This is a genomic window from Frigoribacterium sp. Leaf186 (assembly GCF_001423905.1).
In the GTDB taxonomy this organism is placed as follows: Bacteria; Actinomycetota; Actinomycetes; order Actinomycetales; family Microbacteriaceae; genus Frigoribacterium.
The window spans coordinates 143,866-161,577 of sequence record NZ_LMPQ01000012.1 but is presented as its reverse complement, the minus strand read 5'-3'; the positions used below and the strand labels follow the sequence as shown (position 1 = coordinate 161,577).

19 protein-coding genes are annotated in these 17,712 nt (G+C 71.2%); 10 read left to right on the top strand and 9 right to left on the bottom strand.

All coding sequences use genetic code 11. The features are described from left to right. Positions 1–67 precede the first annotated feature (67 nt). The gene (gene fbaA, locus ASG05_RS13870) at positions 68–1,096 is read left to right on the top strand and encodes a class II fructose-bisphosphate aldolase (RefSeq protein WP_056262097.1); all 1,029 of its coding nucleotides are present in this window, start codon (positions 68–70) and stop codon (positions 1,094–1,096) included. Between the two features lie 95 nt (positions 1,097–1,191). Here the strand turns inward: fbaA and ASG05_RS13865 are convergent, their stop codons facing one another. Beyond that, positions 1,192–1,761 (bottom strand): DUF6264 family protein, encoded by a 570-nt coding sequence (locus ASG05_RS13865; RefSeq protein WP_056262093.1) that lies wholly within the window; start codon positions 1,759–1,761, stop codon positions 1,192–1,194. Further along, positions 1,758–2,822, bottom strand: coding sequence for a 4-hydroxy-3-methylbut-2-enyl diphosphate reductase (locus ASG05_RS13860; protein WP_235491549.1), 1,065 nt, complete (start codon positions 2,820–2,822; stop codon positions 1,758–1,760). The genes ASG05_RS13865 and ASG05_RS13860 overlap by 4 nt, the downstream gene beginning before the upstream one ends. Positions 2,823–2,961: 139 nt before the next feature. Between ASG05_RS13860 and xseA the strand changes: the two genes are divergently transcribed. The 5 genes from xseA (at position 2,962) to ASG05_RS13835 (ending at position 7,393) form a co-directional block, all read left to right on the top strand. Then, positions 2,962–4,251 carry an exodeoxyribonuclease VII large subunit gene (gene xseA, locus ASG05_RS13855; RefSeq protein WP_056262090.1) on the top strand — a complete coding sequence of 430 codons (1,290 nt, stop codon included), beginning with the start codon at positions 2,962–2,964 and terminating at the stop codon, positions 4,249–4,251. 9 nt (positions 4,252–4,260) lie between these two features. After that, complete coding sequence (locus ASG05_RS13850) at positions 4,261–4,491, top strand: exodeoxyribonuclease VII small subunit (protein WP_056262087.1); 231 nt, start codon at positions 4,261–4,263, stop codon at positions 4,489–4,491. After that, the gene (locus tag ASG05_RS13845; RefSeq protein WP_056262083.1) at positions 4,488–5,180 is read left to right on the top strand and encodes a DUF4245 domain-containing protein; all 693 of its coding nucleotides are present in this window, start codon (positions 4,488–4,490) and stop codon (positions 5,178–5,180) included. The genes ASG05_RS13850 and ASG05_RS13845 overlap by 4 nt, the downstream gene beginning before the upstream one ends. A gap of 136 nt (positions 5,181–5,316) precedes the next feature. Continuing rightward, entirely contained in the window at positions 5,317–5,907 is a 591-nt protein-coding gene (locus ASG05_RS13840; protein ID WP_056262079.1) for a carbonic anhydrase, read from the top strand. A gap of 85 nt (positions 5,908–5,992) precedes the next feature. Further along, on the top strand, positions 5,993–7,393 hold the full coding sequence (locus ASG05_RS13835; RefSeq protein WP_255354563.1) for a class II fumarate hydratase: 1,401 nt from the start codon (positions 5,993–5,995) through the stop codon (positions 7,391–7,393). Between the two features lie 328 nt (positions 7,394–7,721). Here the strand turns inward: ASG05_RS13835 and ASG05_RS13830 are convergent, their stop codons facing one another. Next, positions 7,722–8,372 carry a prepilin peptidase gene (locus tag ASG05_RS13830; protein WP_200936876.1) on the bottom strand — a complete coding sequence of 217 codons (651 nt, stop codon included), beginning with the start codon at positions 8,370–8,372 and terminating at the stop codon, positions 7,722–7,724. A gap of 155 nt (positions 8,373–8,527) precedes the next feature. Next, positions 8,528–9,631, bottom strand: coding sequence for a type IV toxin-antitoxin system AbiEi family antitoxin domain-containing protein (locus ASG05_RS13825; protein ID WP_056262072.1), 1,104 nt, complete (start codon positions 9,629–9,631; stop codon positions 8,528–8,530). Positions 9,632–10,196: 565 nt separating this feature from the next. On the opposite strand from ASG05_RS13825, the gene ASG05_RS16485 reads away from it, so the two are divergent. Next, positions 10,197–10,508: a hypothetical protein gene (locus tag ASG05_RS16485; RefSeq protein WP_157490253.1), complete on the top strand. Its 312-nt coding sequence runs from the start codon at positions 10,197–10,199 to the stop codon at positions 10,506–10,508. Here ASG05_RS16485 and ASG05_RS13820 read toward each other — a convergent pair. The 3 genes from ASG05_RS13820 to ASG05_RS13810 form a co-directional block, all read right to left on the bottom strand. After that, positions 10,505–11,848 carry a PhoH family protein gene (locus ASG05_RS13820; RefSeq protein ID WP_056263007.1) on the bottom strand — a complete coding sequence of 448 codons (1,344 nt, stop codon included), beginning with the start codon at positions 11,846–11,848 and terminating at the stop codon, positions 10,505–10,507. The genes ASG05_RS16485 and ASG05_RS13820 overlap by 4 nt on opposite strands. 252 nt (positions 11,849–12,100) lie before the next feature. Then, on the bottom strand, positions 12,101–13,228 hold the full coding sequence (locus tag ASG05_RS13815; protein ID WP_056262069.1) for an aminotransferase class V-fold PLP-dependent enzyme: 1,128 nt from the start codon (positions 13,226–13,228) through the stop codon (positions 12,101–12,103). 260 nt (positions 13,229–13,488) lie between these two features. Continuing rightward, positions 13,489–14,277 carry an isoprenyl transferase gene (locus ASG05_RS13810; RefSeq protein WP_056262065.1) on the bottom strand — a complete coding sequence of 263 codons (789 nt, stop codon included), beginning with the start codon at positions 14,275–14,277 and terminating at the stop codon, positions 13,489–13,491. 85 nt (positions 14,278–14,362) lie between these two features. Here ASG05_RS13810 and ASG05_RS13805 point away from each other — a divergent pair, with 85 nt between their 5' ends. Next, on the top strand, positions 14,363–15,103 hold the full coding sequence (locus ASG05_RS13805) for a hemolysin III family protein (RefSeq protein ID WP_082486816.1): 741 nt from the start codon (positions 14,363–14,365) through the stop codon (positions 15,101–15,103). 58 nt (positions 15,104–15,161) lie between these two features. Here ASG05_RS13805 and ASG05_RS13800 read toward each other — a convergent pair whose 3' ends face one another. Together ASG05_RS13800 and mca are read right to left on the bottom strand one after the other, a co-directional pair. Further along, positions 15,162–15,554: a hypothetical protein gene (locus ASG05_RS13800; protein WP_157490252.1), complete on the bottom strand. Its 393-nt coding sequence runs from the start codon at positions 15,552–15,554 to the stop codon at positions 15,162–15,164. Continuing rightward, positions 15,551–16,441, bottom strand: coding sequence for a mycothiol conjugate amidase Mca (mca, locus tag ASG05_RS13795; RefSeq protein ID WP_200936872.1), 891 nt, complete (start codon positions 16,439–16,441; stop codon positions 15,551–15,553). The genes ASG05_RS13800 and mca overlap by 4 nt, the downstream gene beginning before the upstream one ends. Before the next feature lie 69 nt (positions 16,442–16,510). Here mca and ASG05_RS13790 point away from each other — a divergent pair, with 69 nt between their 5' ends. Then, positions 16,511–16,933 (top strand): DUF4307 domain-containing protein, encoded by a 423-nt coding sequence (locus tag ASG05_RS13790; protein ID WP_255354562.1) that lies wholly within the window; start codon positions 16,511–16,513, stop codon positions 16,931–16,933. Between the two features lie 142 nt (positions 16,934–17,075). After that, positions 17,076–17,567 carry a transcription elongation factor GreA gene (gene greA, locus ASG05_RS13785; protein WP_056262058.1) on the top strand — a complete coding sequence of 164 codons (492 nt, stop codon included), beginning with the start codon at positions 17,076–17,078 and terminating at the stop codon, positions 17,565–17,567. Positions 17,568–17,712: the final 145 nt, after the last annotated feature.

The following is a 17,712-nucleotide window of genomic DNA, read 5'->3' as shown; positions in this document are numbered from 1 at the left end:
GCACGCGCCCGTCGAGCCCTGACTAGGCTGATCGGAGCAGACCGCAGTCGTGATCGAAGGAGATGCCATGCCCGTCGCAACCCCCGAGCAGTACGCAGAGATGCTCGACAAGGCGAAGACCAAGGGCTTCGCCTACCCCGCCGTCAACGTGTCGTCGTCGCAGACGATCAACTCCGTCCTGCAGGGCCTCACCGAGGCGGGTAGCGACGGCATCATCCAGGTGACCACCGGCGGCGCCGACTACTTCGCCGGCCACACGGTCAAGAACCGCGCAGCCGGCGCCATCGCGTTCGCCAAGTTCGCGACCGAGGTCGCCAAGAACTACCCCGTCACGGTCGCCCTCCACACCGACCACTGCCCGAAAGACGCCCTGGACGGCTTCGTCCTTCCCCTCATCGCGGCCTCCGAAGAAGAGGTCCGGGCCGGCCGCAACCCGCTGTTCCAGTCGCACATGTGGGACGGTTCGGCCGTGCCCCTCGACGAGAACATCTCGATCGCCCAAGACATGCTGAAGCGCACCAAGGCGATCAACGCCATCCTCGAGGTCGAGATCGGCGTCGTCGGCGGCGAAGAAGACGGCGTCGAGCACGAGGGCACCAACGACGCGCTGTACACCACGGTCGGTGACGTCACCCGCGTCGTCGAGGCACTCGGCCTCGGCGAGCACGGTCGCTACATCGCGGCCCTGACCTTCGGCAACGTGCACGGCGTCTACAAGCCCGGCAACGTCAAGCTGCGCCCCGAGCTGCTCGGCGAGATCCAGCAGGGCATCCGCGAGAAGTTCGGCACCGCCGAGAAGCCCCTCGAGCTCGTGTTCCACGGCGGCTCGGGGTCGTCCGACGCCGAGATCGCCGAGGCCGTCTCGAACGGCGTGGTGAAGATGAACCTCGACACCGACACGCAGTACGCCTTCAGCCGGTCCATCGCCGACACCGTGCTCAAGAACTACGACGGGTTCCTCAAGGTCGACGGCGAAGTCGGCAACAAGAAGCAGTACGACCCCCGCGCCTGGGGCAAGGTCGCCGAGACGGCCATGGCTGCCCGCGTCGTCGAGGCGACCAAGCAGCTCGGGTCGTTCGGTCAGTCGGCCAGCTGACCCGCGCCTCCTGCAGGTACGACGAGACCCCCGGGCGATCGCCCGGGGGTCTCGTTCGTGGTGGTGCCGTGGCACGGTCGCCGTGCCGGGCCGGACTACGAGAAGAAGCTGTCGGTGATCTTCTGCATGGACGCCGCGAAGGCCGGGTCGGACATCAACACGGCGGCCGCTCCGAAGCCCTGGACGAGGCTGAACACGACGCCGGCGACGAGGGGCACGACGAATCCGAGTCGACCCGCCCGGAGGCGCCGGAGCGTCCACCAGGTCGAGAACGAGAAGAGCGCCACGGCGAACACGGCCATCACGACGCCGAAGGTCTGCAGGGCACCCGACGACGAGAAGCCCGACAGGTCGGCGTCGAATTGCGCGAACTGGGCGAGCTGGGATTCGGCGTAGCGAGGCGCCCGGGCGACGGCCTGGATCGCTCCGAAGGCCCCGAGCCCGATCAGGGCGAACGTCGCCACCCGGTCGACGCGGCGCCCGGTGGTGAGGGCGGGAGGCGCGGTGGAGGCTCCGTCACCGGAGCGGGCGTCGGCCGTGACCGTGGGCCGTGCGTCCTGTTCGGCGACCCGCGCCTCCTGGGCGGCGTCGTCGGTGGCGACGGGGTTGACCCAGCCCTCGGGGGCGTACTCCCCGTAGCGGGGACGGGGGCGGTCGTCGGTCATCGGGTGCGACCGCCGAGGCCGCGCGCGTCGACCTGGCCCGTCGCGTCCTTGCGGAGCTCTTTCGGCAGCGAGAACATCAGGTCTTCTTCGGCCGTGACGACCTCTTCGACGTCGACGTAGCCGGCGTCGGACAGGTCGGCCAGCACCTCGTCGACGAGCACCTCGGGCACGGAGGCACCCGAGGTGACCCCGACCGTCTCGACGCCGTCGAGCCACTCTTGACGGATCTCGTTCGTGTAGTCGACCCGGTAGGCGGCCTTGGCGCCGTGCTCGAGGGCGACCTCGACGAGGCGGACGCTGTTCGAGCTGTTCGCCGACCCGACGACGATCACGAGGTCTGCGCCCTGGGCGACCTTCTTGATGGCCACCTGGCGGTTCTGCGTCGCGTAGCAGATGTCGTCGCTCGGGGGGTTCTGGATGCTCGGGAACCGTTCACGGAGGCGACGCACGGTCTCCATCGTCTCGTCGACGCTGAGGGTGGTCTGCGACAGCCAGACGAGGTTGTCGGGGTCGTCGATGACGAGGTCGTCGACCTCGCCCGGGTTCTGCACGAGCGTGGTGCGATCGGCCGCGTGGCCCATCGTGCCCTCGACCTCTTCGTGACCGGCGTGGCCGATCAGGATGATGTGCCGCCCCTGGTTGCCGAAGCGCACGGCCTCGCGGTGCACCTTGGTGACGAGCGGGCAGGTCGCGTCGATGGCCTGCAGCTCACGGTCGGCCGCGCCCTTCACGACCGCCGGCGAGACGCCGTGGGCGCTGAAGACGATGTGCGAGCCCTGCGGGACCTCGTCGACCTCGTCGACGAAGATCGCGCCCTGGCTCTCGAGGGTCGCCACGACGTGGACGTTGTGCACGATCTGCTTGCGGACGTAGACCGGCGCGCCGTAGTGCTCGAGCGCCTTCTCGACGGCGATCACGGCACGGTCGACGCCTGCGCAGTAACCGCGGGGCGCTGCGAGCAGCACCCGCTTGCGTCCGGTGACGGGGGTATCCTTTAGCCTGTTCCGCACCGCAGGAACACGCGGTGTCGGCAGGTCGATGGCGAGGGCGCCGTTGGTGATGTGGCTCACCCGACGAGTCTAGGTGCGCCGGACTGGTCGCGTACTGAGAGCGGTCGCCCGGACCGTGGATCACCCGGCCCACCGGGGCCCTCTGCCCACCGCGGACCCTGTCGCCGACGACCACCACGAACGGAGCCCCATGACGATCGTTCCCCCACCGCCCACCGCCGAGGCCCCGTGGCCGGTCGGACTGCTCGCCAGCAAGGTGCGCGACTGGATCGACCGCCTCGGCACCGCCTGGGTCGAGGGCGAGATCACGCAGTGGAACGTCTCGGGGGGCAACGTCTACGGCAAGCTGCGAGACCTCGAGCAAGACGCCACGATCTCGTTCTCCATCTGGTCGAGCGTCAAGTCGCGCGTCCCGGCCGACCTCAAGCAGGGCGACCGGGTCATCGCCGCGGTCAAGCCCAACTACTGGGTCAAGGGCGGCAGCCTCACGATGCAGGTGTTCGACATGCGCCACGTGGGCCTCGGCGACCTCCTCGAACGACTCGAGCGGCTCCGTCGCCAGCTCACGGCCGAGGGGCTCTTCTCGCCCGACCGCAAACGCGCCCTGCCGTTCCTCCCCGGGTGCATCGGCCTCGTCACCGGCAAGGACAGCGACGCCGAGAAGGACGTGCTGCGCAACGCCCAGCTGCGCTGGCCGTCGGTCTCGTTCCGGGTGGTCCACGCCGCGGTGCAGGGCGACCGCATGGTGGGCGAGGTCACGGCGGCGATCCAGCGTCTCGACGCCGACGACGAGGTCGACGTGATCATCGTCGCCCGGGGCGGCGGGGACTTCCAGAACCTCCTCGGCTTCAGCGACGAAGGCCTGGTCCGCGCCGTCGCGGCCTGCACCACCCCGGTGGTCAGCGCCATCGGCCACGAGGCCGACCGGCCGTTGCTCGACGACGTCGCCGACCTCCGCGCGTCGACGCCGACCGACGCCGCCAAGCGGGTCGTCCCCGACGTCACCGAAGAACTCTCGCGCGCGCAACAGGCCCGCACCCGCCTCGGCGTCCGCCTGACGTCGCTGGTCGCCACCGAGATCGACCGGCTCGAGCAGATCCGCAGCCGCCCCGTGCTCGCCTCTCCGCAGACCCTGGTCGACGTCCGGGCCGACGAGGTCGTCCGCGCCGTGGCCCGCGGCGAAGAACTCGTCGGACGAGCCGTCGAGCGGGCGCACACGCGGGTCTCCGAACTCACGGCCCAGCTGCGCGCGCTGTCGCCGCAGGGCACCCTGCGGCGCGGTTACGCGATCGTCCAGCTCCCGTCGGGCAGTGTGCTGCGCTCCCCCGACGAGGCCCCGGCCGAGACCCGTCTCCTGGTGACCACCGACGGAGGCGCGGTGGGCGCCGTCAGCACCGGCGCCTCCTCCCCAGGCTCCGCCCCGTCCGATCCGTCCCCGGCCGCGACTCCTGCGGCGACCTCTGTCAGCGCCCGTCGTTAGGATCGTCCCGTGGACAGCACCCCGACCAGCACCCCGCCCGACGTCGCCTCGCTCAGTTACGAGCAGGCCCGCGACGAGCTGGTGTCCGTCGTGTCCGAACTCGAACACGGGGCGTCGACCCTCGAGCGGTCGCTCGCGCTGTGGGAACGCGGCGAGGCCCTCGCCCGCCGCTGCGAAGAGTGGCTGATGGGCGCGCGCGAGCGGCTCGAGGCGGCACGTCGTCAGGCGCCGGCCGAATGACCACCCCGTCCGATCCCTCAGACGGCGGCACCCGCGGGGCACGGCGTCCCCGCGAGCCCCGCATCGTGGCCGAACTCGGCCGGCCCGAGACGCCCGACGAGACCGCCGCCCGCAAGGCCGAGAACACCCGCAAGCACTACGCGAACCAGACCGCGATCAACCTGACCCTGTCGATCGTCGCCTCCCTCGGCATCGTGCTCTTCCTCGTGCTCGTGGTCGTCCGTCCGAACGGCACCGTCAACCGGCAAGAGATCGACTACGTCCAGGTGGCGTCGCAGGCGCAGGCGAGCGTCGACGCCCCCCTCGCCGCGCCTCCCCTGCCCGACGGCTGGTCGTCGAACGCGGCCGAGGTGCGCTCGTCGACGCGAGACGACGTGCCGACCTGGTACGTCGGACTCATCACGCCCGACCAGCAGTTCATCGGGCTCGAGCAGGGCATCGACGCCAACCCGACCTGGGTCAGCCTGCAGGTGCAGAACGCGGCGGCCACGTCGACCCGAGCGATCGCCGGCCTCACGTGGGACGTCTACGACCGGCGCGACGCCGACGACCCGGGCAACTACGCCTACGCCCTGACCACCACCGTCGGCCGCAGCTCGTACGTGCTCTACGGCACGGCGGACGACGCCGAGTTCGACGTGCTGGCCACGTCCCTGGCCCAGCAGATCGCCAGTCAAGAAAGCGAGTGACGTGACCCGACACGACTCGGCCGCCGACACCCCGGCCGCGACCGTCCCCTCAGGCCCCGGCTCTGCCTCTGCATCCGGCGCTGCCTCCGCCTCCGCCTCCGGTGACGGGTCGGCACCCGGTGGCGCCTGGAAACGCATGGTCGAGGGCAACCACCGCTTCGTCGACGGGGCACCCCGTCATCCGCATCAAGACAGCGATCGACGCTCGTCGCTCGCCGCCGGACAAGAGCCCGTCGCGGCCTTGTTCGGTTGCGCCGACTCACGCCTCGCGGCCGAGATCATCTTCGACGTCGGTCTCGGCGACCTCTTCGTCGTGCGCAACGCCGGGCAGGTGGTCGGCGACACGGTCATCGCCTCGCTCGAGTACGCCGTCTCGGTGCTGCACGTGCCGCTGATCGTCGTCCTAGGCCACGACAGCTGCGGTGCCGTCGCCACGGCCATCGACTCCATCGGCTCGGATGCCGCCCCCGGGTCGGCGTTCCTCGGTGGCCTCATCGACATGATCATGCCGTCGGTCGAACGCGCTCAGCTCGATCTCGAGAACGGTGCCGACCTCGACCCGCGGGCCGTGGGGCAGTTGCACATCGAGGCCTCGGTGCGAACGCTCGTCGACCGGTCCGCCCTCATCTCGTCCGCCGTCGAGGACGGTAGGTTGGCCGTGGTCGGCGCGAACTACGACCTCGCCAACGGGCGGGTCGACCGTTCGGTCGTCGTCGGCCGACTCTGAACCGAGTCGGGGCGCACGCTCCGACGCCCCGCGCCCTCGACGGGCGCAGCAGCCCGGCAGGGCCCGAGGAAAGGACCACGACGTCGTGACCACATCCGAGACCGACTACCGCATCGAGCACGACACCATGGGCGAGGTGCGCGTGCCCGTGTCGGCCCTCTACCGCGCCCAGACGCAGCGTGCCGTCGAGAACTTCCCGATCAGCGGGGCCGGGCTCGAGCCGGCCCAGATCGTGGCGCTCGCTCGCATCAAGCGGGCGGCGGCCGTCGTCAACGGTGAGATGGGCATCATCGGGCAGCCGATCGCCGACGCCATCGTCTCGGCCGCCGACCAGATCATCGGCGGCAGGCACCACGACCAGTTCCCGGTCGACGTCTACCAGACCGGCAGCGGCACGTCGTCCAACATGAACATGAACGAGGTGCTCGCCACGCTGGCCGGCACGGTCGACGGGGTCGCGGTCCACCCGAACGACCACGTCAACGCCTCGCAGTCCTCGAACGACGTCTTCCCGACGTCCGTCCACGTCGCGGTCACCGGGGCCCTGCTGCACGACCTCGTGCCCGCCCTCGACCACCTGGCCGTCGCCCTCGAGGCCAAGGCGTCCGCCTGGTCGGACGTCGTCAAGGCCGGCCGCACGCACCTGATGGACGCGACGCCGGTCACCCTCGGTCAAGAGTTCGGTGGCTACGCCCGCCAGATCCGACTGGCCGTCGAGCGGGTGCAGAGCGCCCTGCCCCGGGTCGCCGAGGTCCCCCTGGGCGGAACGGCCACGGGCACCGGCATCAACACGCCCCTCGGTTTCCCCCAGAGGGTGATCGCCGCCCTCGCCGACGACAGCGGCCTGCCGGTGACCGAGGCGCTCGACCACTTCGAGGCGCAGGGGGCACGCGACGGACTCGTCGAGGCCTCGGGCGCCCTGCGGGTGCTCGCCGTCAGCCTGACGAAGATCAACAACGACATCCGGTGGATGGGCTCCGGTCCCAACACCGGCCTCGGCGAGCTCCACATCCCCGACTTGCAGCCGGGGTCCTCGATCATGCCGGGCAAGGTCAACCCGGTCATCCCCGAGGCCGTGCTGATGGTCTCGGCCCGCGTCATCGGCAACGACGCGACGATCGCCTGGGCCGGTGCCTCCGGTGCCTTCGAGCTCAACGTCGCGATCCCCGTGATGGGAACGGCTCTGCTCGAGTCGATCCGCCTGCTCTCCAACGCCACGCGCGCCCTGGCCGACAAGACCGTCGACGGGCTCGAGGCCAACGTCGAGCACGCCCGTGCCCTGGCCGAGTCCTCCCCGTCGATCGTCACACCCCTGAACCGGGTCATCGGATACGAAGCCGCCGCGAAGGTCGCCAAGCACGCCGTGGCCCAGAAGCTGACCGTCCGCGAGGCCGTCGTCGACCTCGGGTTCGTCGAGCGGGGTGAGGTGACCGACGAGCAGCTCGACACCGCGCTCGACGTCCTCAGCATGACCCACCCCGGCTGAGGCCGCCTCACCGGCGCTCTCGGGTCGAGCGTCCGCGCGCGACCCGTCCGCGGCTTCGCTTCGGTTGGCCTCGGGGAGGCGCGCGTCCGTTCCTGACGGACGCGCGCCTCCTCGTCGCGAGCCCTGCGCCTCCTCGTCGTGAGCCCCGACGCTCAGCTGTCTCGGCCCCACCTCGCGGCGTCGCCTCTTCGTCGCCAGCCCTGACGAACGGCTGTCTCGACCCCACCTCGCGGCGTCGCCTCTTCGTCGGCAGCCCCGACGCACGGCTGTCTCGGCCCCATCTCGCGTCGTCGCCTGCTCGATCTCAGGACTCGTCGCCTTGTCGACTTCAGGACGGTGTCGAGCCGTCGACGAGTGCCGCCAGCACCGGACGACCGACGACCACCGCCCAGTAGGCTCCCAGCAAGCACGGCCCGAAGGGCACATCCGCGACGACCGAGGTCGACTCGACACGGGACTGCGCGCGACGCAACCTGAACCGCACCGTCCGGATGAGGGCCCACGCCACGCCCGACGCCCCCGCGAGCCCCCACAGACCCAGGGCTGCGATGCCGCCCCACGGCGACACCAGGCCGGTCAGCACGGCCCCCAGCTTGACGTCACCCATGCCCATGCCCCCGGCGAGCGCCACGGCGACCCCCGCCAGGGCCGTGACGACCACGAAGCCGAGGCTCCTGACGGCCGGGACGACGTCGCCCTGGGCGAGCGACAGGACGATCGACGCGACCCACGCGACGGCGACGACACCGACCAGGACGTTCGGAAGACGGCGCTGCGCGACGTCGATGCGGACCAGCGCCGGCGTCACGGCGGCGACGCCGAGGCACCCCCCGAGTGTCGCCACGGTCGGATGCGCGATCAGGTCGCCGTCGACGTGGAGCGGGACGACGCCATCCGCGGTCACGGTCGACGCGACGACGGCCAACGCCGTCAGCCCGAGGACGACGAGGGCGTCGCGAGCCTGGTCGTGCTCCGTCACGCGGCCGACGATCGGGGGCGGCCCGTGTTCCGCTCGCACCGCTGTGTCGACGGATTTCGCCTCGCCCGTCTCGGACGCACCTTCCGTCCCCGACGGCTCGCCGGGCTCGCCCGGCTCGACCGGCTCGACCGGCTCGACCGGCTCGCTCGTGACGCTCACGGAGCCTCACGCGTCCGGAAGTGTGGCTTGACCGACTCGTGGACCCCTTCCATCGACGACGTCTCGCCGACGGTCGTCGAGACCGCACGAGAAGGCGCCGACCTGCTCGGTCGGACGAGGTGCCACGGACGTCGTCCTCGTGCACGGCGGACGCGGGGGTGACGGTGCCCTCCGCGGAACACGAGCACGCGCCTCCGGGGACGTCTCGCCTCGTCGAGCACGACTCGGACGGCGGCGACGAGGAGTGGCCGATGATCGCGCACCATCTCGTAGCTCGCCCGGAGGGCCGTTCGGCCCCGGATCGTGATCGCGAGATCTTTCAACCGGTCGGCGTCGAACGTGTCACCGTGCCAGCTGCGCCCGTCGAGTTCGACTGCGGCGACGCCGTCGACGACGAGGTCGATGCGACGGCGGTCTCTCGGGCCGACCCGCACCTGGGTGTCGACGTGATGCCCCAGGCGGACGAAGGTCACGCGCACCACGCTCTCGATGAAGCTCTCGCATCGAGGGTCCACCCACTCGACGATGCCTCGGACGTCCGAGGGCGCTCCAGCGAAGGCGGCGTGCAGACCGGCCACCGAGAAGTGCCCCGTCGCGACGGCCCAGTCCAAGAGCGCCACGGCCTCGTCGAGGGGCGCCGCCATAACGGCGTCGACGAGGGCGGTGCGGAGCGGCACCGCCCAGGCCGACCGCATCGCGTCCTCCGCGGCGTGCTCGTCGTCTTCGTCGAGATGCGAGGCCGGCCCGTGCAGCGGACGCGGAGGCACGAGCCCGTCCGCCCGCCAGAGCACGGTCGCTCCGCGCCGCGGACGCAACCGAGACGCCGTCGGGGCCACGACGACGGTGAGGGGCGGCACCGTCCACATCCAGGCCCCGAGCAGTGCCAGCAGTGCCGCGCCGGTCAACCTCCCGCCGATGCGCACGGCCTCGTGCCGGGCATCACCCGGCGCGAACGTCGTGTACCACCCCCGCCGAGGGCGGTTCACGTGCCCTGACCGCACGGCCGCGGTGAGCATCCGGTCGGTGGCCCCGAGGGCCACCAGGTCGCGTTTGTGCAGAACTCCGCCTGCCTGTCGGACGTGGGTCGCGATCTGCTGCATGCCGCCACGATGACCCGACCCGCGCCTCCTCCGGGGCCCGTGCCGACGCCCCGTGGAGAACAGCGCACCTCCGCGGTCTGAGGACGAGTCGTGACGGCTGCCAGCCGCCCCCGGCGGCGGCAGCCCCGACCCCGGACCCACGGTCGACGCACCGCACCCGCCGCCATCGCCCCCATCCGCACCTACACCGGCACCCGCACCTGCACCTGCAGTACCCCCGCACCCGCACCGGCACCCTGCTGGCAGTTCAGGAGAACGCCCGCCTGGGGAGCGCCAGCGACAGCGGACGACGTCGATCACCTGATCTGTCGGCAGATCGGCCGGCGAGCATCTCGTGCGCGCTGCCGCCGGAACCTCGCTTCGAGGGCGAGCCGAAACCGACGGCACCCCGGCCTCGAGCTCGTCCCGACGTCGGTGACTCAGGAGAAAGACGGCGTCACCGGGCGGTGGGCGCCGCGAGCGTGCCGATCTCCTGAGTTGCCGACCGCGCGAGCCCGGGCAGTGGACTGGCGGGGGTGCGGGCCCCCAGATCGATGGCGCGGGGCACGGGGCACGAGGCACGGGGGTGACGGCCTCAGCAGACACCGCCGCCGCCGACGCCGCCGCCGCGCGGAACCCACCGCCGTCGGAGATGCCGGTGCCGGGCAGCCACGACGCGGACGCAGGAGGCACGGGTCGCGTGACCAGCGCCTCCTGCGGACTTTCAGGAGGCGCCGAACGGGTGACCAGCGCCCCCTGCGCACTCGCAGGAGGCGCGGGCCGGGCGACCAGCGCCTCCTGCGGACTTCCAGGAGGCGCGGAACGGGTGACCAGTGCCCCCGGCGCACTCGCAGGAGGCGCGGGCTGGGCGACCCGTGCCTCCTGCGGACTCGGCTAGGCCAGTTCGTTCGACTCGAGCATCTCGGTGACGAGCGCCGCGATGGCCGACCGCTCGGAGCGGGTCAGTGTCACGTGACCGAAGAGCGGGTGACCCTTCAGCGTCTCGATGACCGAGGCGACCCCGTCGTGACGACCGACGCGCAGGTTGTCGCGCTGGGCCACGTCGTGGGTCAGGACCACGCGCGAGTTCTGCCCGATGCGGCTGAGCACGGTCAGGAGGACGTTGCGCTCGAGCGACTGGGCCTCGTCGACGATGACGAACGCGTCGTGCAACGATCGGCCACGGATGTGCGTCAACGGCAGCACCTCGAGGATGCCCCGCTCGACGACCTCGTCGAGGACGTTCTGCGACACGATCGCTCCCAGGGTGTCGAACACGGCCTGCGCCCAGGGGTTCATCTTCTCGCCGGCGTCACCGGGCAGGAACCCGAGGTCTTGCCCGCCGACGGCGTAGAGCGGCCGGAACACCATGATCTTCTTGTGCTGCTGCTTCTCGAGCACGGCCTCGAGCCCGGCACAGAGCGCCAGGGCCGACTTGCCGGTGCCGGCACTGCCGCCGAGCGACACGATGCCGACCTCCTGGTCGAGCAGCAGGTCGATGGCCAACCTCTGCTCGGCCGAGCGGCCGTGCAGCCCGAACACGTCGCGGTCACCTCGGACGAGGCGCGCCTCGCCCCGCGCGACGACGCGCGCGAGTGCCGACCCGCGCTCGGAGTGCACGACCACGCCGGTGTTCACCGGCACGTCGCCGAGAGCCCGGCTGGACAGTCTCTCGGACTCGTAGAACGAGGCCATCTGCTCGCTCGAGACGTCGATCGAGGTCTGGCCCGTGTACCCGCTGTCGACGACCTGCTCGGCCCGGTACTCTTCGGCGGCCAGGCCGATCGAGGCCGCCTTGACCCGCAACGGCAGGTCTTTCGAGACCACCGTGACGGCGAGCCCGTCGGCTGCGAGGTTGGACGCGACCGCCAGGATGCGCGAGTCGGCGTCGTTCAGCTGCAGGCCCGAGGGCAGCACGGACATGTTCGAGTGGTTCAGCTCGACGCGCAGCGACCCGCCGTCGCCGACGGCCACGGGGAAGTCGAGTCGGTCGTGCTTCACCCTCAGGTCGTCGAGCAGGCGCAGGGCCTGGCGGGCGAAGTAGCCCAGCTCGGGGTCGTGACGTTTGCCCTCGAGCTCGCTGACGACCACGACGGGCAGCACGACGTCGTGCTCGGCGAACCGGAAGAGCGCCTGGGGGTCGGACAGCAGCACCGAGGTGTCGAGCACGTAGGTGCGTTGGGCGACCGCCTGGTCACCCCCCGTGGCTGATGCGGTGTTGCGTTCGGTTGAGGTGATTTTCGACGCGGTCACGACCACTCCGTCCTCGGGCGACGGGGCACCCGGGTACCTTCGGCAGAGACGGCCGCGGAGCAGTTGCGAGGCGAACTTTCGTGGCCGGCTCGATCGGGCTCCTTGCCCGATGTGTCGAACCTACGACGCCCCTCCGACATCCGCATCACCGACGCGACCGTGTCGTGTGACGATCAGGTGAACGACCCTCAGGTACTACTCGAGGGTCGGCGCGGCCGATGCCGCCCCGCCCCTGCCTCAGTAGAAGACGGTCGTCCCGAACGAGGTGAACGCCCCGCGCAGCATCTCGAACGACTCGTCGCCGGTCGAGACGTGGACGCTCAGCCGGACGGTGGTGTCACGCACGGTCGCGGTGACCCCGTGGTTGATCAGGGCGGCCGTCAGCGTCGTCATCTGGTCGAGCGCGGGTTCGAGCACGACGATGCCGGCGCGTTCCGACACGTCGCGGGGCGAGACGACCGGCACGGCGAACTCGTCGGCGAGGTCGATGACGCGCGACGCCCGTTCGGCCACGGCTCGGGAGACGGCGGCGACGCCCACCTCGGCGATGTCCTCGAGCGCCGTGGCGAGCCGGGCCTGGGCGATGGGGTCGGGGTTGGTCACCTGGAAGGCGGCGGCTCCGGGCAGGGTCGGCTGACGGTCGTGGTACCACCCACCGAGGGCGAGGTCGCTGCCCGCGACGCCGCTGAAGACGGGCGTCAGGGCCGACAGGGCCCGGTCGCTCAGGGCCAGGAAGCCCGTGCCCCACCCGGCGCGGACCCACTTCTGGCCGCCCGACGCGACGACGTCGGCCACGGCGTAGGGCGCGTCGACCACGCCGAACCCCTGGATCGCGTCGACGATCAGCAGTCGGTCGCCGATGACCTGGCGGATGCCCTCGAGGTCGACGAGGTAACCCGTCCGGTAGTCGACCAGGCTGACGGCCACGGCCGTGACCGCGTCGGTCAGGTGCCGCTGCACCACGGCCGGCGTGACGACGTCGTGGTCGAGGTCCATCCACACGGGCTCGAGGACGCGCAGGGCCTCGGCCGAACGGGTCGCGGCGACCGGCATGCTCGGGTAGTCGCGCGGCGACATCAGCACCTGTCCGGTCAGGCCGAAGAGCGTGTGCGTGAGCCCCTCGCTCGTGTTGGGCTGGAAGACGACGTGGTCGGGAGCGAACCCCACGAGCGACGAGATGGCCCGGCCGACCCTGCCCGACTGCTCGGTCAGGGCGATCTCGGAACCGAACCGTGCCCGCGCCTGGACCTCGACCAGCGACCGCTGTTCTTCGGCGACGGCGGTCGAGATCGGGCCCCACTTGGCGAAGTCGAAGTATCCGGGTTCGTCGGAGTACCCCGAGGCGAGGTCGTCGATGGTCTTCACGGTGTTCTCCTAGGCGGCGGTGACTCCACCCACCGTAGTGCCGTCCGCGGGGCGCCGACCCGCGCCTCCTGGTCCCGAGTCGTCGGCGACTCCGGAGAACGGCACGCCCGACCCCCGTCAGGAGGCGCGGGTGCGGTCGGACTCCTGAGTCGCCGACGCCAGCGCGGTCACCACGACGGACACCGGCCCCGAGCCGACGTCGGCTCCGAGCCGACACCGGCCCCGAGCCGACACCGCCCACGAGCCGACGTCGGCCGACGTCAGCTGCCGTAGCGGCGGTGTCGCACCGCGAAGTCGCGCACCGCGCGGAGGAAGTCGACCTCGCGCAGGTCGGGGTAGAACGCCTCGACGAAGTAGAACTCGCTGTGAGCGCTCTGCCACAGCATGAAGTCGCTCAGCCGCTGCTCGCCCGACGTGCGGATGACCAGGTCGGGGTCGGGCTGACCGCCGGTGTAGAGGTGGTCGGCGATGAGTTCGGGGGTGAGCACCTCGGCGAGTGCGTCGAGGGTGCCCCCGGCGGCGTCGTGTGCCCGGACGATGCTGCGCATGGCGTCGGCGATCTCGCGGCGCCCGCCGTAGCCGACCGCGAGGTTGACGTGCAACCCGCCCTTGTCGGCCGTCCGCGCCTGGGCGTCGCTCAGCGCCGAGCACAACGCCGGGGGCAGGTCGTCGGTCGCGCCGACGTGCTGAACGCGCCAGTCCCGCTGGTGCGAGAGCTCGTCGGCGACGTTGCCGATGATGCCGAAGAGCTCGGTCAGCTCGTCGGACTGACGGTTGCCCAGGTTGTCGGCCGAGAGCAGGTAGAGGGTCACGACCTTGATGCCGAGGTCGTCGCACCAGGTGAGGAACTCGCTGATCTTCGCGGCACCGGCCCGGTGCCCGTGCGCCGCCGTCTCGAGCATGCGCTGCTTGGCCCACCGCCGGTTGCCGTCGACGATCATCGCGACGTGGTGCGGCAGCTCCTGACCGTCGAGGCTGCGGCGGATGCGGTTCTGGTAGAGGCCGTACAGCACTCCCCTGGCGAGGGGGGAGGGACGGCGCTTTTTCACAGGGCTACGGTAGCCCACGGTCGGCCCGACACCGAGCCGTCGATTCTCAGCCAGCCCTCTCGGCCCCTCCCCTAGGCTCGGCCCCATGAGCAGCCCCACCGACGGCGATCGCACGACCCTCGGGGCCGACGAGCCCGAGATCCCGAACCTGCCGCTGCTCGACGACGCCCTCGCCTACGCCTCGATCGAGCGCAAGCCGACGTGGCGCGGCTGGATCCACGCGGCCACGTTCCCGGTCGCGATCGCCACGGGCGTGGTGCTCGTCGTCCTCGCCCAGGGCGTCGCGGCGACCTGGGCCTGCGCCGTGTTCATGACCACGTCGCTGCTGCTGTTCGGCATCTCGGCGACGTACCACCGGTTCCCGTGGAGCCCGAACGCGAAGCGGTTCCTCAAGAGGCTCGACCACGCCAACATCTTCCTGTTGATCGCCGGCACCTACACGCCGATCGCGGTGATCGCCCTGCCACCCTCGAAGGGCGTCACCCTGCTCGTGCTGGTCTGGACGGGTGCCGTGCTGGGCATCCTCTTCCGCGTGTTCTTCCTCAACGCGCCGCGGTGGCTGTACGTGCCGCTGTACGTGCTGCTGGGGGTCGGGGCGCTCGGCTTCGTCGTCGACCTGCTCCAGGCGAACGTCGCGATGATGGTGCTCGTGCTGGTCGGCGGTGCCCTGTACATCGCCGGCGCCGTGTTCTACGGCATCAAGAAGCCGAACCCCGTGCCCGGGCACTTCGGGTTCCACGAGCTGTTCCACACCATGACCGTGCTGGCGTACCTCTGCCACTGGACGGGCATCCTGCTCGTCGCCCTCGACCCGCCGACCTTCTAGGCCGCGGTCGCGGGACCCCGGGAGGCGCGGGTCGCCACCCCGGCGCCGGTCACCCCGGTCACGAGTCGCCCTCGCGCCTCCTGCGCTCGGTGTCGTCGCCGGGGTCGCCGGGGGTTCCGGGGTCTCCGTCGACGTAGCGGGCTCGACGGTCCGCGTCGCCGGGCAGTTCTTCGTCGTCGAGAGCCGCGGCGGCGAGGGCCGCCTCGTCACGCTCGGCCTGGATGCGCTCGCGCACCTCGCCCCGGTAGCGGGTGCGGCGCACCCGGCGGCTCATGTCGACCACGATCAGCACGGTCGCGATCGCCACGAAGGCGATGGCCACGAAGCCCCACACGCCGGGCGTGACGGCCTCGTCGGGGATGGTCGACGGCGGCAGGGTGGGGTCGGGGGTCTGCGGCTGGGCCAGCAGACGGGTCGTGACGGTCAGCACCGAGTCGGTCAGGGCGCTCATCGCTGCACGCCCACGAGACCGGTGTCGGGGTCGGTGACCCCGGCGAAGAGGTCGTCCTCCGGCAGCTCGGACCCGACGGTCGACTCGACCAGCTGGAAGTCCTCGGTGGGCCAGGCGGCCACCTGCAGCTCGTGCGGCCAGAAGAAGAACGCACTGTCGAGCGGCACCTGGCTGGCGTGGGCCCTCAGGGCGGCGTCGCGCACGGGGAAGAAGTCGGACACCGGCACCCGGGTCGTCGCCAGGTCGGGGCGGTCGCTGAAGCGGGTCAGCATCTCGGTCAGCGACTCGATCAGCGGCGACTCGGGATCGCTCTCGCGCAGGTGCGTGATCATGGCGCCGATGCGGCCGGCGCTGAACATGCGGTCGTAGTAGACCTTCTCGATCTGCCAGGCGTCACCGGTGGTCGGGTAGCGCTCGGGGTCGGCGGCGTCGCGGTAGGCCGCCATCGAGATCTCGTGCGTGCGGATGTGGTCGGGGTGCGGGTACCCGCCGTTCTCGTCGTAGGTCACCAGCACCTGCGGCTTGAAGCGTCGGATGATCGCGACGAGCGGCTCGGCGCTGATCTCGAGCGGGATGGTCGCGAACGAGTTGACCGCGACCGACTCGCCCTCGGCGGGCAGCCCCGAGTCGGCGTAGCCGAGCCACAGGTGGTCGACGCGCATGGCCGCCTTCGCCGCCGCCATCTCGTGCACGCGGAGGCCGGCGATGTCGCGTTCGGCGTGGCTGCGGGCCTCGAGCTGCTCGTTGAGGATCGACCCCTGCTCGCCACCCGTGCAGCTGACGACGAGGACCTCGACGCCGAGGCTGCGGTAGTAGGCGTAGGTCGCCGAGCCCTTGCTGGACTCGTCGTCGGGGTGGGCGTGGACCGCCAGCAGGCGCAGGGTCAATTCTTCCTCGCAATGTGTGCCGGGCAGACGTTGCTACCCTGAGGACAGCTTAATCGGACGGAGATCCGCGTGACGTCCACGCCCCGTGTCACCCCACCCTCTGCGCGCCTCGACGCCCGCTACGGGCGTTCCCCGCGTGGGCGCCGCCGACGTCTGGTCGTGGGCCTCTCCGTCGCCGTGGCCTTCGTCGTGGTGTTCGCCGCCTGGGTCGTCTTCGCCGCGTTCGACGGCACCTCGTCGCAGCTCGAGTCGGCGGACGTCGGCTACCAGGTGACCTCCGACCGGGCCGTCGAGGTGCAGTACACCGTGACCGCCGACACCGGCCGGGCCGTCGACTGCGCCGTCGAGGCCCAGAACAGCGGCTTCGCCGTCGTCGGCTGGAAGATCGTCCACCTCCCCGCGTCCGAACGGCGGTCGGTGACCTACACGACCTCGCTCGCCACCTCCGAGCGCGCCGTCACGGGCTTGATCTACCGGTGCTGGCTTCCCTAGACTGCTCGGAATCGCACGACGAGACCGGCCACTCGGCCGGTCTCCTTTTTTCGGTGGGCGACCTCGCCCCGGCTCCCGGCACCGCGCCTCCTCGGCTCGACCCGCCCGTCCGGGTACGACCGCCGCACGAAACGGAGACACCATGAGCACTGACAACGAGACCACCTGGCTCACCACCGACGCCCGCGACCGTCTTCGAGCCGAGCTCGACACCCTCAGTGGCGAGGGGCGCCGAGAGATCGCGTCGCGCATCGAGGCCGCCCGCGAAGAGGGCGACCTGAAGGAGAACGGCGGCTACCACGCCGCGAAGGACGAGCAGGGCAAGATGGAGGCGCGCATCCGCACGCTGACCAACCTGCTGAAGCACGCGACCGTGGGCGACTCGACGGCGGCCGACGGCATCGTCGGGCCCGGCACCGTGGTCACGGCGACCATCGCCGGTGACGAGAGCACGTTCCTCCTCGGCAACCGCGAGATCATCGCCGCCGGCAGCGACCTCTCGGTCTACAGCGAGACCAGCCCGCTCGGCCAGGCCATCAACGGGGTCAAGGTCGGCACGACGACCAGCTACACCGCACCCAACGGCAAAGACATCTCGGTCACGGTCACGAAGGTCGAGACCTACCAGCCGTAGGTCACGTCACGAAGGCCCCCGCTGGACGCGAGCGGGGGCCTTCGGCGTCCTGTGGGCCGTACCCGACGACGGGCCGCGCACCTCGTTCCGCGCTGTGCCTGGTGCGGAGCCGCCCCCGGCACGCTCACGCCGGGCCCGCCGGCAA

Coding starts and splice junctions, on each gene's coding strand:
- ASG05_RS13800 (WP_157490252.1), bottom strand. CDS start 15,554: ATGAGCGCCCTGACCGACTCGGTGCTGACCGTCACGACCCGTCTGCTG.
- ASG05_RS13840 (WP_056262079.1), top strand. CDS start 5,317: ATGGTCGAGGGCAACCACCGCTTCGTCGACGGGGCACCCCGTCATCCG.
- ASG05_RS13865 (WP_056262093.1), bottom strand. CDS start 1,761: ATGACCGACGACCGCCCCCGTCCCCGCTACGGGGAGTACGCCCCCGAG.
- ASG05_RS13805 (WP_082486816.1), top strand. CDS start 14,363: ATGAGCAGCCCCACCGACGGCGATCGCACGACCCTCGGGGCCGACGAG.
- fbaA (WP_056262097.1), top strand. CDS start 68: ATGCCCGTCGCAACCCCCGAGCAGTACGCAGAGATGCTCGACAAGGCG.
- greA (WP_056262058.1), top strand. CDS start 17,076: ATGAGCACTGACAACGAGACCACCTGGCTCACCACCGACGCCCGCGAC.
- ASG05_RS13825 (WP_056262072.1), bottom strand. CDS start 9,631: ATGCAGCAGATCGCGACCCACGTCCGACAGGCAGGCGGAGTTCTGCAC.
- ASG05_RS13845 (WP_056262083.1), top strand. CDS start 4,488: ATGACCACCCCGTCCGATCCCTCAGACGGCGGCACCCGCGGGGCACGG.
- xseA (WP_056262090.1), top strand. CDS start 2,962: ATGACGATCGTTCCCCCACCGCCCACCGCCGAGGCCCCGTGGCCGGTC.